Origin of the sequence: Cognataquiflexum rubidum, from assembly GCF_022538115.1 — a bacterium.
Taxonomy (GTDB): Bacteria; Bacteroidota; Bacteroidia; order Cytophagales; family Cyclobacteriaceae; genus Cognataquiflexum; species Cognataquiflexum rubidum.
In genome coordinates this window covers 64,927-81,310 of record NZ_JAKZAL010000008.1, presented here as the reverse complement: position 1 = coordinate 81,310, position 16,384 = coordinate 64,927, and the positions used below count along the sequence as shown (strand labels likewise).

General features: G+C 40.5%; 14 protein-coding genes. 3 read left to right on the top strand and 11 right to left on the bottom strand.

Annotation, left to right across the window (positions count from 1 at the left end; translation table 11 throughout):
• Nucleotides 1-936: 936 nt before the first annotated feature.
• The 7 genes from MMU05_RS10515 to MMU05_RS10485 form a co-directional block, all read right to left on the bottom strand.
• Nucleotides 937-1,170 carry a CsbD family protein gene (locus MMU05_RS10515; RefSeq protein WP_241141641.1) on the bottom strand — a complete coding sequence of 78 codons (234 nt, stop codon included), beginning with the start codon at nucleotides 1,168-1,170 and terminating at the stop codon, nucleotides 937-939.
• Between the two features lie 119 nt (nucleotides 1,171-1,289).
• Nucleotides 1,290-1,445: a lmo0937 family membrane protein gene (locus MMU05_RS10510; protein WP_241141640.1), complete on the bottom strand. Its 156-nt coding sequence runs from the start codon at nucleotides 1,443-1,445 to the stop codon at nucleotides 1,290-1,292.
• Between the two features lie 116 nt (nucleotides 1,446-1,561).
• On the bottom strand, nucleotides 1,562-1,873 hold the full coding sequence (locus tag MMU05_RS10505; RefSeq protein ID WP_241141639.1) for a hypothetical protein: 312 nt from the start codon (nucleotides 1,871-1,873) through the stop codon (nucleotides 1,562-1,564).
• Nucleotides 1,874-2,191: 318 nt separating this feature from the next.
• The gene (locus tag MMU05_RS10500) at nucleotides 2,192-2,683 is read right to left on the bottom strand and encodes a VOC family protein (RefSeq protein ID WP_336246907.1); all 492 of its coding nucleotides are present in this window, start codon (nucleotides 2,681-2,683) and stop codon (nucleotides 2,192-2,194) included.
• A gap of 103 nt (nucleotides 2,684-2,786) precedes the next feature.
• Nucleotides 2,787-3,749 carry an NAD(P)-dependent alcohol dehydrogenase gene (locus MMU05_RS10495; RefSeq protein ID WP_241141638.1) on the bottom strand — a complete coding sequence of 321 codons (963 nt, stop codon included), beginning with the start codon at nucleotides 3,747-3,749 and terminating at the stop codon, nucleotides 2,787-2,789.
• 37 nt (nucleotides 3,750-3,786) lie between these two features.
• Nucleotides 3,787-4,755 (bottom strand): NAD(P)-dependent alcohol dehydrogenase, encoded by a 969-nt coding sequence (locus MMU05_RS10490; protein WP_241141637.1) that lies wholly within the window; start codon nucleotides 4,753-4,755, stop codon nucleotides 3,787-3,789.
• Nucleotides 4,756-4,792: 37 nt separating this feature from the next.
• Nucleotides 4,793-5,257 carry a hypothetical protein gene (locus tag MMU05_RS10485; protein WP_241141636.1) on the bottom strand — a complete coding sequence of 155 codons (465 nt, stop codon included), beginning with the start codon at nucleotides 5,255-5,257 and terminating at the stop codon, nucleotides 4,793-4,795.
• 500 nt (nucleotides 5,258-5,757) lie between these two features.
• Here MMU05_RS10485 and MMU05_RS10480 point away from each other — a divergent pair, with 500 nt between their 5' ends.
• Both MMU05_RS10480 and MMU05_RS10475 read left to right on the top strand, forming a co-directional pair.
• The gene (locus MMU05_RS10480; RefSeq protein WP_241141635.1) at nucleotides 5,758-6,402 is read left to right on the top strand and encodes an SDR family NAD(P)-dependent oxidoreductase; all 645 of its coding nucleotides are present in this window, start codon (nucleotides 5,758-5,760) and stop codon (nucleotides 6,400-6,402) included.
• Nucleotides 6,403-6,521: 119 nt separating this feature from the next.
• Entirely contained in the window at nucleotides 6,522-7,154 is a 633-nt protein-coding gene (locus MMU05_RS10475; protein ID WP_241141634.1) for a hypothetical protein, read from the top strand.
• A gap of 21 nt (nucleotides 7,155-7,175) precedes the next feature.
• On the opposite strand, the gene MMU05_RS10470 is transcribed toward MMU05_RS10475, so the two are convergent.
• Nucleotides 7,176-8,234 carry a flavin monoamine oxidase family protein gene (locus MMU05_RS10470; protein WP_241141633.1) on the bottom strand — a complete coding sequence of 353 codons (1,059 nt, stop codon included), beginning with the start codon at nucleotides 8,232-8,234 and terminating at the stop codon, nucleotides 7,176-7,178.
• Nucleotides 8,235-8,783: 549 nt separating this feature from the next.
• Here MMU05_RS10470 and MMU05_RS10465 point away from each other — a divergent pair.
• Entirely contained in the window at nucleotides 8,784-9,953 is a 1,170-nt protein-coding gene (locus MMU05_RS10465) for an FG-GAP-like repeat-containing protein (protein WP_241141632.1), read from the top strand.
• A gap of 370 nt (nucleotides 9,954-10,323) precedes the next feature.
• On the opposite strand, the gene MMU05_RS10460 is transcribed toward MMU05_RS10465, so the two are convergent.
• The 3 genes from MMU05_RS10460 to MMU05_RS10450 form a co-directional block, all read right to left on the bottom strand.
• Nucleotides 10,324-12,792, bottom strand: a complete 2,469-nt coding sequence (locus MMU05_RS10460) for an ABC transporter permease (protein WP_241141631.1) — start codon at nucleotides 12,790-12,792, stop codon at nucleotides 10,324-10,326.
• Nucleotides 12,793-13,054: 262 nt separating this feature from the next.
• The gene (locus MMU05_RS10455; RefSeq protein ID WP_241141630.1) at nucleotides 13,055-13,327 is read right to left on the bottom strand and encodes a hypothetical protein; all 273 of its coding nucleotides are present in this window, start codon (nucleotides 13,325-13,327) and stop codon (nucleotides 13,055-13,057) included.
• Between the two features lie 633 nt (nucleotides 13,328-13,960).
• Complete coding sequence (locus MMU05_RS10450; protein ID WP_241141629.1) at nucleotides 13,961-16,381, bottom strand: ABC transporter permease; 2,421 nt, start codon at nucleotides 16,379-16,381, stop codon at nucleotides 13,961-13,963.
• Nucleotides 16,382-16,384 lie beyond the last annotated feature (3 nt).

Sequence of the window (16,384 nt, the reverse complement as noted above, 5' to 3'; positions counted from 1 at the left end):
AAGAAAGGCAGGTTAAATACCTGCCGATTCTTGCCGTTCATAAGCCCTACTAATTGTTGTATTATAATTTCAAAGATACGGCGGGTTAAGTCTGTTCAATTATAGTTTAATACTTTATAATTATAGATATCACTTATGGGCAAATGGGTACTTTTTGTCAATGGGGCTTTAAACTTTTTTTCTGATTTCCTTATCCAATGATACTTGAAAACTTCCGGCGGCAGCGATATTTTGAATCTGCTTCCAAACCATCATAAATTTTGAAAAGTCAGGGTTTGATGACAGTCGCTTAGAAAATAAGATTGCTCAGAACCAGGATGTCTATAAAAAAAGAAAGGCAGGTTTTACCTGCCGATTCTTGCCATTTATAAGCCCTACTAATTGTCATTTTATATTACAAAGATATCGCAATGTGTTTATTTTTTGTTATAAAAAAACTCCATAAACTTATATAATTTACTTATTTTAGTTTATTTCCGACCACTTCGCGGAGAGGTAAAAAAAATGAGATTATCTATTGTTTTGTCAGTGTCGGTTTCATTTAATTCACCCAAACAAATTTCCACCGGAGAAAAATAATTGCTTGACCTGTTTTATTTTTTAAGAAATAAAGACTTGTCAGAGCTCAATCTAACTTGCAGATAGATAATCCTAAAAATCATTTAGAATTAATTAAAAAGTCAATCCTCGTAATCACTTTTGATAACCGTTGACAGTGTATGAGACTGTCTGGATTTTTCCTTTTTTGTTGATACAAATCTCCACAAAATAGAGGGGTTTCAGTTTATAGAATCCACCCTTAATGTTATATAAATCATACTTTTTTGTAAATAAAGTGAATTATGTCCGATTGGTGCTTTAAGATTCTTGTCTCTTTTTGCGAACATTAACTCGGTGACAATAAATGATTTATACTTTCTGAGAAACCTAAGGGATTCAGGTATATCCTATGGTTTGCAATTGCCCTTTTCTGATAATGTTTACTACCTCATCATGTCTTATGTTCAACCGGAACTCCATTCTTTGGATAAGTTCATCTTCTTTCCCTTCTTCAAATTCCAGATCATCATCCGTCAATTCCGGATATTGTTCGATGAGAAGCGATGATTGCCTGCCCCAATCGCCGGTCACTTTATAAGATTCGGGTTTGATTTGTTTTTTGGTTTGCATGGTGCGGTTGATTAAGGTATGGAAAAGAAAAAGTGAAATCTCTAGGTCCAAATCCCATTTGTTAAAATGAGGGTTTAGAAAGCAGATTTCACTTTTAAGGTTTAGATTAGGTGAAGATGTCAAATGGCCCTGCCGCCTTGGATTACCCTAAGCAAAACTACCACGATAGCGATCACCAACAAGATGTGGATGATGCCACCACTGCCGTATCCCAGAAAGCCCACCGCCCATATGATTACCAATATGACTGCGATGATGTAAAGAAGATTTCCCATTGTTTTGATTGTTTTGGAGTGAAATGAAAATTTGATGTAATGCCAGTATGTATTGGAGTATTGTATATTTGAATCGCCTAATTCGATGCAGGTCAGTTGTTTCGTAATTCCTTAGATCATAGCAAAAGGATCAAAAGGACAATGACCAATAGAAGTGCGAATACCGAGAGATAAACCCCTCCCCCATTTCTTTTTATTTCTTCATTGATTTCCCTCACTTCAGCCTTCAATTCTTTCTTTTCTGCCTTATCCATCATTGACCGGTCCATAGCCTTGATCTCCTCAAGTCTATCAACAAGAATTTTCATTTCTGACTCAGGCATTTTTGGCTTTGATTCTCCTTTGTTATTTCCTAAAGCTTGTACAGAACCGATGGAGAAAAAAGCAAAAGTCATGGCTGCCAATAATAATATGTTAATCTTTTTCATTTATATTTTTATTTACGATGCAATTTTGCAGGATAATTTTCCTCAACCATTATAAAATACTTATTCAAAATGTCATAATTTACAGATTTTAAGAACCGGCGATCATAACCTGCCAGTATTAGGTTTTTACTACCTCCCCTTTCGACTTTGACATAATGGGGCAATGGGTGAAAAAGACTAAAAATCACCCCCAAATCCTACATAAAAAGTACGGAAAGAACGCTCGGGATATCCCAAGACCATGGAAGCTTGATGGAGAAGAAGGTCGGAATAGTTACAAAAAGATGAAAAGTATTGATTAGCCTCCGGAGTTGGCTTTCACCGGTGTTGGTCCAATAAAATCAGATTCCCATCAGGATCCCTGAGCATCAGACTGGCAGGTCCCGAGGAAGATTCATCGGCTTCGCTTAACAAAGGGATACTTTTTGATTTCAATTGCTTTTGGATAGACCTGATATCTTCGAAAGAATCAAGTTCAGCTGCATTTTCGTCCCAACCGGGATTGAAGGTCAGGATATTGCCTTCAAACATCCCCTGAAACAATCCTATCAGTGTTTTCTCATTTTTCATAATCAGGTAGTTTTGTTCCATTGACCCTCCAAACTGCCTAAACCCAAGATTCTCATAAAAAGCTTTGGAAGCCTGAAGGTCTTTCACACTCAGACTGACTGAAAATACGCCTAATTTCATGGCTTCCATTTTTGTATTGGAACCAGAAACAGCAGGGCCAGCAGCCATAGGTGGCTTTACCAAAAAACCAAAACAGAATGCCGCAGCAAGCCCAAGAATAATGAAAGTGGCCTTTTTCATGATAGACGAATAGTAAGTGACAAAATAAAGATAAAGAAAAAAGAGGTGCTAAAAGCCTGTTTAAATGGTATGGAGACGGGACAAAATACCCGCTAAGCCTTAGTCACCCCACGTTTATCACCACGTTACCGGTCTTTTCGCCGGTTTCGACGTATTTGGTGGCCTCAATAATGTCAGATAAGGGATAGCGTCGGTCGATTACGGCCCGGTATTTTCCCGATTCGATGAGTTTTTTGAAAAACAGGATGTCTCCCTTTTTGTCTGTAGCAATTGGGAATTTGACTCTTTTTCCTCCAAAAATCGGAGTCAACAAGGTCAGGAATAGATTTTGGGCTAAGTATCCAAATTCAGTGGAAACATATACTCCCCTGGGCTTGAGGAGTTTCCGGCATTTGAAAAATGAGCTTTTTCCTACAGCATCAAATACATAATCAAAATCATTGCCGGCAAGTGTAAAGTCTGTCTTTGTGTAGTCAATGACTTCATCCGCTCCCAAAGACCGGACAAGCTCCACGTTTTTGGTATTACAGACAGCGGTTACCTTTGCCCCAAGGTATTTCGCATACTGCACTCCGGCTGTCCCTATTGACCCTGAGGCACCATAGATAAGGATTTTTTGAGGTTGGGAATAATCGAGTTCTTTGAGGTATCCATTGGCAAGCATCAATCCATCACAGACCGCTGCAGCCTCCTCCAAAGAAAAATTATCGGGTTTGATGGCAATAGAACCTGATTCCGAAACACAGATATACTCGGCATGTGCACCGAATTTGCCTGTACTTAACCCAAAGACCTCGTCACCGACTTTGAAGGTGCTGACCTTTGAACCGATAGTTTCCACTGTTCCGGCAAATTCTGATCCGAGGATTTTTACTTTAGGTTCAAAAAAGCCATTGAACAGGCGGATAATAAAATAATCCGGTTTCCTAAATCCACAATCTGTCCTATTGAGTGTGGTGGCATGGACTTTTACCAAGACTTCATTGTCTTTGGGAATTGGTTTGGGAACTTCCATCTGTTGAAGGACATCCGGTGACCCATACTTGGAGTAAACAATGGCTTTCATTTCTAAAAAGGGAATAGTGATGTGAAAGAAAAAACGACTATTTCAACAAAAGGTTGATGATGACATTTCCGGTTTTCTGACCTGTTTCGACATAGGCGTAGGCTTTTGCTATGTCTGCCAATGAATATTCCCTGTCGATAAGAGGCTCAAATTTCCCTTCCTCCATCATCTTCTTTATCAATGAAAGGCTTTCTTTGATATCATAAGGAAAAGGAAATTTGACCTGCTTTCCTCCTGTCAAAGGGGTAACAAGGGCGAGTAGAGGATTTTGGTTTTTTGGTCCAAGTTCTGAGGAAATGTAGGTTCCGGTCGGTTTGAGCAAAATTTTACATGCTCCAAAAGTACTTTTTCCCACGGCATCAAATACATAATCAAATGTCTCCCCTATGGCTCTGAAATCTTCTTTTTCATAATCGATGATATGATCCACACCTAATGAAGCCACCAAACCCATATTTTTGTGACTGCAGGTAGCAGTGACATGTAGCCCATGGTATTTTAAAAATTGCACCATAGCCGACCCGATGGCACCGCTTGCACCGTGGACAAAAGCCCGCTGATCTTTTTCTAATTTGACTTTATTGATAAAATTGATGGCATAATGGGCACCCTCAGCACTTGCAGCAGCTTGTCGGAAACTTGCGCTTTTTGGCATGTGACTGATGAATTTGAAATTTCCACAAACCATATATTCGGCCTGAGAACCCATTCCCTGATCATTGAGCCCAAAAACCTGATCCCCGACTCTGAATGCCGTCACAGAGCGGCCAACTTCTTCCACTACTCCCGCGAAATCTGTTCCTAAAATCGGATTGCTTGGCTTGGTCAATCCTGTGAAAAATCTCATGATAAAAGGATGTGCACGGAGTAGGGCACAATCTGTTCTGTTCACTGTCGTGGCATGAATCCTTACAAGTACCTCATCATCTTTGGGAACAGGTTTGGGAATTTCCTTTAAATGAATCAGTTCAGGAGGACCATATTCGTAATAAACAGCTGCTTTCATGGAGTCATTTTGGGATAATCATTTTGTATTTACCTGCTTAAGCTGTAAAAACCACATCGAGCTGACGCCCTTCTTTTGCGGCTTTATTGTCCAAAGAGGTTCCAACCGCAACGCCCATTCCCATTCCTATAGGAAACCCTAATCCCAATAAACCCAGATTACCTATGGAGATGCCAAAAGCAACTCCGATAGGAATCCCAAATGCTGACATCCCCAATACCAACCACAGGTTCCGGTAGTGGTTTTTCACTACAAGCTTGGATTCCTTTTCAATCACCTTCAATATATTGGCTTGGGATTTGGCCAAAGTTTTCATGAAATCTTTTTCAGGACCGGAGGAGGCATTGATATTTTTGATTTCATTGTTGATCGTTTCTACCTCCTTTTCAGAAAGCGGCCTTTTTCTCAATTCGTTGATAAGGTTAGTAAAACCGGTGATTTTTTTGTTTACCTTTTCTTTTGAGGCAAATTCAGGCCTCTCGGTGATTTCAATTAATTCCATGTGGTCTAAGGTTAGTATTTAAAAACCTCAATATAAGGACTCAAAAAGGAAAATTAGAAGACAAATACAAAAAACAAATTTGGTATCTTTCGGAATCTGATATTTTCAACGTTTGTTTTTTGATAATGAATTTAGGCCGGTGTTTTACAGGAAAATATCGGGGTAAATGAGGCGATCAATTTGATCCAAAAAGTGCTTTTTAATCTTTTTGAATACTGATTGATATGATTATCCGCAATGATACCTGTATATTCATTCCAAGCTTTGTTTATCATCGATATCTGTCAACAGATCGCAGCCGACTACAGGCCAACAGGTAAATTATACTTTGGACAATAAACTCACTGATGCGAGCTTTATTGGTGGATTTGCACACTGAATGATATTAATTTTTAAGTCAGGGAATAATTTTTCAATATAATATTTTGAAATGAATCAGAAACTTTAAATCTTTTCCCAAACAATCTAAAAACAACTTTATACACAAAATATCTATCTCTATGCAAAAATCAATACTAATTATCGGAATGGGTCAAGGTCTTAGCCTTGCCATCGCCGAAAAATTTGGAAAAGAAGGTTATCAGGTGGGAATGATCAGCCGTAGTGCCGACAAATTATTGGGTTTTCAGCTGCATCTTGACAAAATGGGAATTGTATCCAATTATGAAAAAGCAGACCTGTCAGACACCGGGCAAATGCTGGAAGCCATCGAAAAACTCAAGATCAAGCTCCCTGTATTTGGAATCCTTCACTACAACGCCGTCGACGCAAGAATGACTCCCCTGATGGAGGAAACTGCCGATTCTTTGACAACAGGATTTAGGATCAGTGTCGGAAATGTCCTTGAGGCGGTCAAAGCCCTAATGGATGATTTGTTGGAAAGCAAGGGTTCGGTGCTGCTTACCGGTGGTGGTTCTGCCAATTATCCTAATGCGAGTATTGCCTCGATTTCTTTGGGAAAAGCAGGGATTCAAAGCCTTGCTTATATGCTCAGTGATTCTCTAAAAGCCAAAGGTATCTATGTCGGAACCCTTACTGTTTCAGGCTGGATCAATCCTGAAAGCAAGACCCACTCCCCTGCCATTCTCGCCGAAAAGTTTTGGAAAATGAACAAGGACCGCAAGGTGGTAGAGGTAACTTATTAAAATCTTAATCCTCTTTTGAAAAAATTCAAAATAAAGCCCCAAACTGCAAACTTGTTGGGGTTTTCCTTGTTTCAAGGTTTGAATAAGGTATTTTTATAAAAAGCCCTGAATATATAACCATGAATAAAAAACTTGCAGCCGGTTTTCTGATTGTCTTTTTTATGGGTCTTGTTCCGATCTCTTGTGTCGAACAGTGCGACGGTCCTTGCGGATGTAACCCCGTATTTGAAGCAGAAGATTTTTCAATTACCACCTTTTCTATTGAAACACTTTTCAGGGCGGACAAGAATTTCGCCTTTGATCCAAACCGGTTTTATTTTCATCAGACCCTGTATAAGGCATTTTGGGTGTCAGGATTGAAACCAGTGACAGAAGCAAAACCACAAGAAAAGGGTTCATTCTTTTTGAATACGGCGTATGCCTGCAGCCCGCCGGAATCTTTTTCAATCGAAACACTGAGATCCATCAGGATCATCAACAAAAAAACTGTCACCATAAATGCCAATGAAACACTGCAGGAAGGAGACATCATCAATGAGAAATTTGTCCTCACGCAAAATTTCCAACAAGAATATAACCTGACCAATTTTATAAGTAACAGGCACCGATTTCTCAAGAATGAGCGGCTCTATCTCAAATTTATCAGTGCACCGTCAAGTAATATAGAGTTGACTTTTGATCTGGAGATAGAATTAGACAATGGTGTCACATACAGATTTGACAATGAAAAGATGAAAATGAACGGTGGCTGAGACCATTGAGCGACAGCCAAATCATAAGACTTGGCTGAATATTTTTTCTGTTACCAAGTTGGCAGCCCTCACCGCCCCGTCCATATAGCCTCCATAGGTTTTGGCAGTCTCAGCTCCACACAAAAACAGCTTGCTTCCCATAAAAGACCCATTGAAAATCGGATGGCCGTTGTTCTGATGGGGAAGCAAAAACCCGTCTTGGGGAGACTTGATGTATTTGTCGTCCCAGATTTTATCGGTGTAGCTGAGGAATTCTGCTGCTTCCGATCCGTAGTAATGTACAAGTTGTTGGATTACTCTTGTCTTTCTCTCTTCCAAACTAAAATGGGATGCGCTGCCGTTCAGGAATCCTTTTAGCGCAAATTTTGACTCCTCAAAATCAGTGTGGTCATACATTTCGGTCGCCAATCCAGATTGGCTGTAAACATTGCCTGAAAATCCCTTTGCCCTCCAAAAGGGAACGGCATATTCCACTGCAAATTTTACCGAGCCACTCATCCATGTCTGCACATTTTGAAGAATTTCGGATGCTTCCTTGGGCAATTCAGGATGGACCTTGATGCTGTGTGCAAAGATTCTCGGGGGCATCGCCACCACAAGATGATGACAAAGGTATTCATTGCCGTTTTGGTCCCGCAACCTGAGCTGGTCATTTTCTCGGCTTATTTCAAGAATGTGCGTGTTGAGCTTGATGTTTTCCTCCCTTACAAACTTTGTCAAAGCGGAGATCACAGAAGAAGTCCCACCCTGAACCCGGTAAGAGGAAGACTCAGAAGGTGGGATGTAATATCGATGAGGAGGTTCAAAAGACATGGTCTCAAACAAGGCTATTCCATCTTCCTTTTGCTTGAAATGGCCGATTTCCAATTCCTGAAGCAGTTTCAAAAGATGTACATGGACATCTCCAAACCAAGTCGCCCCCATTTCCATGGGAGTGCCTGCCTTCCCGAATACAGTTTGGATCCTTCCGCCCATCCTGTCTTGGGCCTCAATAACCTTACAAAAAATCCCTCTTTTCCGAAGGTTATATGCAACAGTAAGCCCACTCAGTCCGGCTCCGATAACGATGATTTCACGCATTTTCTGATATTTTTATAAAGATAATCCAAAGCATAAAGAACAAACAGAGAAAAGGATTTAAGGTTTGGGTATTTCAGCAGGTATTACTCTTTGACTTTTTTTCAAAGCCCGAAGGTTTAAAATCCCGGGGCTATTTAAGGTTGGACCCAGTTGGGGTCTTTTCTCCTCCTGACCATTTCCTCTGTGTGCTCAGCGTCCTCTGAGGTAAAAAATCAATACCCTTTGCCCCCTTTGCGAAACCTTGGCGTGCATTGCGGTTAAAGATTGTGGAATGTTTGTGGAGACACAAACATTGGCGACGGAAGCAGGATAACAATCCCTCCTCCTACTGACCATTTCCTCTGCGCGCTCAGCGTCCTTTGAGGTAAAAAATCAATATCCTTTGCCACCCTTTGCGAAACCTTGGCGTGCATTGCGGTTAAAGATTATGGAATGTTTGTGGAGACACAAACATTGGCGACGGAAGCAGGATAACAATCCCTCCTCCTCCTGACCATTTCCCTACTTCTCCCAATTTTCTTATATTTACTAATATCCAAAATACAGCCTATGTTGACGATACTGATATTTCTTTTTCTCCAAATCCCTCAAGTTGGTTTGCAACCGACATTTGAAGCGCAGACGATCGACGATAAGGTTGCGATCGGATATGGCCTTGCCATCGGGGATGTTGACGGAGATGGCAAGCCGGATATCTTATTGGCTGACAAAAAACAATTTGTCTGGTACAGAAACGGAGACTGGAAAAGGTTTGTGATGATCGAAAACCTGACTGAATATGACAATGTCTGTATTGCCGCACGTGATATCAATGGGGACGGAAAAGTAGAAGTCGCAGTTGGTGCGCAATGGAATCCATCGGAAACCACCGATTCTGAGAAATCCGGGTCGGTCCATTACCTGATCCGGCCTGAGGATCCTACCCAAAAATGGACTGCTGTCAAACTTCACCATGAACCGACAACACACAGGATGCGCTGGGCAAAAACCAATGACAACAATTACCAACTTATCGTCCTCCCCCTTCATGGCCGTGGCAATAGGATGGGTCAAGGTGCAGGCGTGAAGGTTATGGCCTACCAACCACCGAAAGACCCTAACGAAGCCTGGACCACCGAAACCATTGACGCTTCTCTGCACCTGACTCACAATATGGACATTGCAGACTTGGGAGATGGATCAGGAGAATCCATTTTGGTAGGCGGAAGAGAGGGAGTCAAAGTCTTTTCATTTAAGGAGGGAAAATGGACAAGCCATTCCCAAGTTGAACGCTTGATCAAAGACCACGCAGTCGGTGAGGTCAGGTTTCAACATTTACCAAATGGAAAAAAAGCCTTGGCAACAGTCGAACCCATGCATGGAAACATGGTGGTCGCTTATGAGATGAATGATTTTATCGCCGAAAACCATACTAGAACAGCTTTGGACAGCACTTTGGCGGAAGGTCATGCTTTGGGTTGGGGCGATTTCCTTGGAAATGGAAGCCATCAGATTGTGGGCGGTTGGAGGATTCCAAACAAAGAAGGCGATTTTGGAATCAGGATTTATATTCCGCAATCCGGTTCCTTTGAAAAATTCGCTGTCCATTGGATCGATAAAAACGGTATGGCAACCGAAGACCTACAAGTCGCAGACCTTGACGGTGATGGCAAGCCCGAGATTATCGCATCCGGTAGGTCCACCAATAATTTAAAGATTTATTGGAATAGGAATAGGTGAAATTGAAATGATATATGGTAGATCTGAAATTGAAATATTCTTAAAATAGATATTAATGGATATTGGATATTGATGGATATTAATTTCCGAAATAGCCGTGATGGTGGAAAATTATATCGCCGAAGGCATTATATCCATCTATATCGCGCAGCATATATCAACTTTATTTCGCGAAGCATATTTCAATTTTATATCGCGCAGCATATTTCAAATTACATCGCGAAGCATATATCTACTTTATATCGCGCAGCATATTTCATTTCCAATATCGCCGCAGGCATTATATCCATTTATATCGCGAAGCATATATCGTTTTCAATATTTCGCGAAGCATATATCAACCATATTTCCCGAAGTATATATCATTTTACTACTCCGCCTTAAGTGAATCCGCCGGGTTATCTGAAGCTGCTCTCCATGATTGGATAGCGATAGTCAGCCAAGCAATCAGGATTGCAACAGCAGCCGTGAGTACAAAAAACCCAATCTGCATCTGTACCTTATTTGCAAACTGTTCCAGCCAAGTACCCATGATATAATACCCAATCGGTAAAGCCAAAACAATGGCGACAATGACCGGCTTTAGGAAATCTTTGGTCAATTGGTGGACAATGGAAAGAGGACTCGCACCCATTACTTTTCGGATTCCGATTTCCTTTCGTCTTCCCTCCGCCATAAAGATGGACAAGCCAAGCAAACCCAAACTTGAAATCAACAACGTCAACAATGCGAAAAGTCCCAACAAGTTGCTCAGCCTTTTTTCCCTGTCGTATTGCCTGACAAGACTATCTTCCAAAAGCGAATACTCAAAGGGAATTGAAGGATTGATTTCTTTCCATTTGGAAGACAAGGCTGCTGTGGCTTGTGGGATATCCTCGCTGTTGATTTTGACCAAAAGATGCGAACTGTTATCAGAAATCCCGTTTTGAACAGGCGCGTAAATGGTTGGCTGTATCGCAAACCGCAAGTCAGAGGTTTGATAATCTTTGACCACACCGACCACATTTCCACGAAAATCCATAAAACGTTCTCCGTTTTCTTCTGTAAATACTTCTATCGGTTTTCCCAGACTTTGTTCAGGAGAAAGGCCCATCGTCTTGGCAAGTGATTCATTGATGATAAAACCACCATTTCGGATCGCAGGAAAAATTTCCCTCATTTTGAAAGCATCCCCTTTGTCGTTGAATTCAGGAGAAAATTCCCTTCCCGCAACCATCTCCACACCTATGGTCTCAAAATAATTGAAGTCTATATACTGTTGGTTGATCCAATTCTGGCCATTCGGATTTTGACCTTCATAGGAAATTTGGGGACCCCAACCTGCATCTACTCCCGGCCGGGCGCTTGATCCAAGGACATTTTCGACAAATGAAAACTGCTTGTAAGCGTTGGTGAGACTTTCCCTATTTGATCGTGATACTTCCCCCATTGATATTGAAATGATGTTTTCCCTATCAAAACCCAAATCAGCTTTGCGCATATAAGATTGTTGAAAATAGGCCACTGTGGCGCAAAACACCAAGATTCCTGACATCACAAACTGCAGCACGACCAAGCTTTGTCTCAAGGCACTCTTATTGGACTGAAAAGTAGTTCCCTTCAAAATCAGATTTGGCTTCAATCCTGAAAGGTACAATGCCGGAAAAAATCCCGACAAAAAGGTCGAAACCGCCAAAGTGATCAAAAGAAACATCCAAACTTGACGATCTTCTAAAAGGTTGAAAGGAATCTCCTGCTGGAGCAATCCGGAGAACACCGGCAACAATATCTCAACCAGAACCAGTGCCAAAACCATTGCGAACACATTGACAAGAAATGATTCCGTAAAGAACTGCAGGACCAATTGTGATTTTTTGGCACCTGTCACTTTCCGTATTCCGATTTCCTTCATCCGTTTGATGGCCCGGGCAGTAGAGAGATTGATAAAGTTGATGCACGCCAAAATCAATATAAAAATTCCGATGCTTAAGAAAATATAAACAGTTGACTTGGGTGTACTTGGACTCAGTTCACTTTGATAGGAATTGTCCAAATGGATGTCCGTGATAGGTTGTAAAAATGAAATGTACTTTTTGGCTTCCTCCTCTGATCTTGCTTTTTTGGAAGCTTCCATGGTGCCGCTGTTGACAAAATGGACATCGGAAGGGTCTTTCAACTTGACATAAGTATAGCAAAATGGCCACCAGAAACTCCCGAATTCAGCAGTCAGCGGATAGCTTTCTGTGGCTTTGAAAGAATTAAGAGAAGTGATAAAATCAAAGTCCAGGTGTGTATTTGAGGGCAAATCTTTCAAAACCCCTTTCACCACAAATTCAAAATCACCTGTCGAGATCAAACTTTTTCCAATCGGATCCTCCTTACCAAAGTATTTTTTGGCCATGGATTCAGTCAACAAAATCTGAAACGGATCATCCAAAACGCCGGTTGTAGTCCCATTTTGCAAAGGGAAATCAAAAACCTCAAAAAAACCTTCATCCGCAAAAGTGAATTTTTCTTCCCTAAAACTCTCTCCCTGATTTGGCCCATCGGCAGGTCTGAGGTAGGTACTGGTACGGTGGATCCTGACTGCACTTTCAACCTGGTCAAATTCTTTTACCATCATTGGGGCAACTGCGCCACCGGTCCATGCCCAATTTTGGTTTCCTTCCACCTTTTGGGCGACTCTGAATATCCTGTCAGAATTGGTGTGAAAATGATCATAACTCAATTCCTGCCTCACAAATGCCAATAAAATCAGACAACAAGCCAAACCTATCGCCAAACCAAAAATGTTGATGGCAGAAAAAGATTTTTGCCTTTTGATATTTCTCCAGGCGGTTATAAAGTAGTTTTTAATCATGATTGATTGGTTTGTGGTTAGTGGAAATATGGTTATTGGTTATTTGGTTATTGTTCAATGATATATGGTAGAAATACATAGAAATAAATGGAAATATTTTGTTTCATTGCTATCAGTGAGATATTCATAGATATTGGATATTGATGGATATTATATTCTAAAATAACCGTGATTGTAGAAATTATATCGCCGAAGGATTATAACCATTTATATCGCGCAGCATATATCAACCCTATTTCGCGAAGCATATTTCAATTGTCTTCTATTTCAACCTTGAATGCCTCTTTTCCACAAATGTTATCGGGACAAACTGTTCAGTGGGAGCTCCGATGTAATACAGCATCCAATTCGGATCGTGCTTGGAGAGCATTTCTGAAATGCAATCCGCACGATGACCACGCGGATTCTGACAATCTTCCCAATAAAACAATTCAACTTTGTAATGAAGGGATTGCTTTTGGTTGTTGATAGTCACCTCAATGATGATGTCCTGCTTTCCAGAACCTGTGGGAATGGGTATAGCGATGTGGGTCATATCTTTTTGGTTAATGGTTTATTGGAAATTGGTTAATGGAAATATGGTAGAAACACAGAGAAATAAATGGAAATATTCTTGAAATGTATATTGATGGATATTTGATATTGATGGATATTAATTCCCAAAATAGCCATGGTTGTTGGAAATTATTTCGCCGTAGGCATTATATCTATTTATGTCGCGAAGCATATTTCAATGTATATCGCGAAGCATATATCTACATATTTCACAAAGCATATTTCAACCGTATTTCGCGAAGCATATATCTACTATATTTCACAAAGTATATTTCAATGTATATCGCGAAACATATATACCCTAACTATTGATATGCCAATCCAAAACCTCTAAAATTCAATGAATAAGGGCTGTTTGGCTAAAAAGAACTCTGAATGCCGAACAATTTTGTCCATGGGCGGACGAAATTTTAAAAATGGGTATTTCAAAATCTTTGAGTAAAACCTGATCGTCGAGAGACCGAAAAAAAGACTGAAATTTCACTTCCATTTTTGTTACCGATAAAAAAAACTGATATCCATCGACCTCGGTTTTCATTTTTCTAAAAAGGCAATATGGCTGTAGTTTCTAGGATTAGCTTTCATTTTAGATATTGAACATTAGGAGTTCTCCTTATTCACTTTTCAATATTCTAATGGGATTGGTCCCAATGCTTTTATAAGATTGTAAAGCCACAGTCACAATTGCCAAAACAAAACATCCCAAATTGGCAATTGCAAAAACCCAAAGTTCGAAAGAAATCTTATAGGCAAAATCATCCAACCAGCCGGATACCAGGAAATAGGCTGAAGGCACTGCGATGAGACATGAAATACTGATGAGCTTGACGTAGTTTGAAGACAAAAGCAGAAATATTTCAGATTCACCTGCCCCAAAGACTTTCCTGATCCCGATTTCCTTTGCGCGCTGCTGCACTGAATAAGCAGTCAACCCAAACAATCCCAAGAATGCAATGAAAATGGACATGATTGTCAGTGCATTCATCAGCTTGCCCATCTGCATTTCTGATTGATAAATCGCCTGAAAGTCCGCATCTAGGAAAGAATAATTCATTGGAACTCGCGGTTCAAACTGCTTCCAAGTTGTCTGCAGTTCTGCAATCGCCGCTTCGAAATCCCCGGGATTTAAGCGGACAGAGATAAAATCCCGCAAAAAATAATCATCCATATATTCGATCACCAATGGCTTGATCTCTTGTCGGAGTGATTCAAAATTAAAATCCTTCAAAATTCCGACCACTTCCAATTCCGCTTCATCTTCATCTCCACGGTTTTTGATGATCTTTTGTCCAATTGCTTTTCCACTGATTCCCAATTCCTTAGCCGCACGCTCATTGATCAAAATTTTATGTTTATCAGCTCCAGAAATATCAGTGAAGTTTCTCCCTTCCTTGATTTCCAGCTTCAGCGTAGAAACGAATTCATGATCCGCCTCATACCAATTCATGCCATTGTCAGAAATGACTTCGGGAAGGTTGAAATTTCTCATTTGGAAATTTCCGGGTAGCGGAATACTGGTCGAAAAACTCAGTGACTGGATCGATGAACTTGAAGCAAACCTCCTTTTGAAATCTTCCCTTTCCTCATTTTTAATTTCGCCGTCATTGTGGATGATGAGCAGCTGCTCTTTGTCAAATCCCACATTGGAATTTTGGATAAAATGCAGCTGCCGCTGTACCACCAAGGCACAGATTATCAAAATCAGGGATATACTGAACTGGAAAACCACAAGGCCACTCCTCAACCCGACAGTATTTTTGCCCTGCGTCTGAACACCCTTGATTACCTTGAGCGGCTTGAAAGAGGAAAGGTAAAATGCCGGGTAAAAACCGGCCATCATTGTCAGCAAAAGGATAAGGATCGGAACAACTGCCCAAATCCATGACAATTGAAAAATATTAAACTGGATCTGCTTGCCGCTAATCTGGTTGAATGTTCCATTTAATAACTCGACCAAAATCAAAGACAAGGCCGTACTGATCACCACAAGGAAAAACGCTTCAGTCAAAAATTGACCCACCAACTGGTATTTTTTTGATCCCATCACTTTTCTCACTCCCACTTCCATGGATCTTTTGGCACCTTTGGCAGTAGACAGATTCATAAAGTTGATACTTGCCAAAAGCAAGACTATGACAGCAACAGCAGAAAAAATGTTTACATAGCTTTGGTAGCTATTGGCTTCATGTTCTCTAAGTAAATGAGAATTGAGGTGGATATCTTTGACAGGCTGGAGGCCAAAGAAGAAATCAATTGAAGATTGTTCACCTGATAGTCTCGGGACTATTTGATCTGTCACCACTTGCTTCAGTTTTCCTTCAGCTGTAGGTACATCTTCTTTTTTGATTTTGACATAAGTATGAAGAATAGACCACATCCAGTTGTCCATCAGAAAAATCTCTCGATGCATGTCAATGTTATGCACCAACATATCAAAATGAAAATGGGATTGGGAAGGAATATCTTTGATCACAGCGCTGACCATCATCAAGTCAGTGGAACCACTTCCTATCAGTAAATTTTTTCCAACAACTTCATCTGTCGGAATTTCTCCAAAATATCTTTTTGCTGTGGTTTCGGTAATGATCACACTTTTCCCTCCTTCAAGAGCGTTGGGATTTCCTGCCAGGATTTCAAAGTCAAAAACTTCAAAGAAATTTGGCTCAGCATAAAACACCGAAGCTTCTCTAAAAATCTGATCAGCATTGGGACCCGTTTCTGGCTGAACTGTGAAATCATTCCATTTCAATAGCCTCGTGAATGCTTCTACTTCAGAAATATCTTTTAAACTTTGGCCTAATGGCGGAGGTGCAGTGGCATATTGAGAACCCTCATTCGTTCCCCAATGGGATGTGATCCGGTAGATATTTTCAGAATTCGAATAAAATCGGTCATAGCTTTTCTCATCTACGATATAAAAAAGTATCATCAAAAAACCTGAGATGCCGATTGTCAATCCCGAAATATTCAAGATGGAATACATCCTGTTCTTATTCAGGACCCTCCAAGCGATTTTAAAGTGGTTCCTTATCATAGG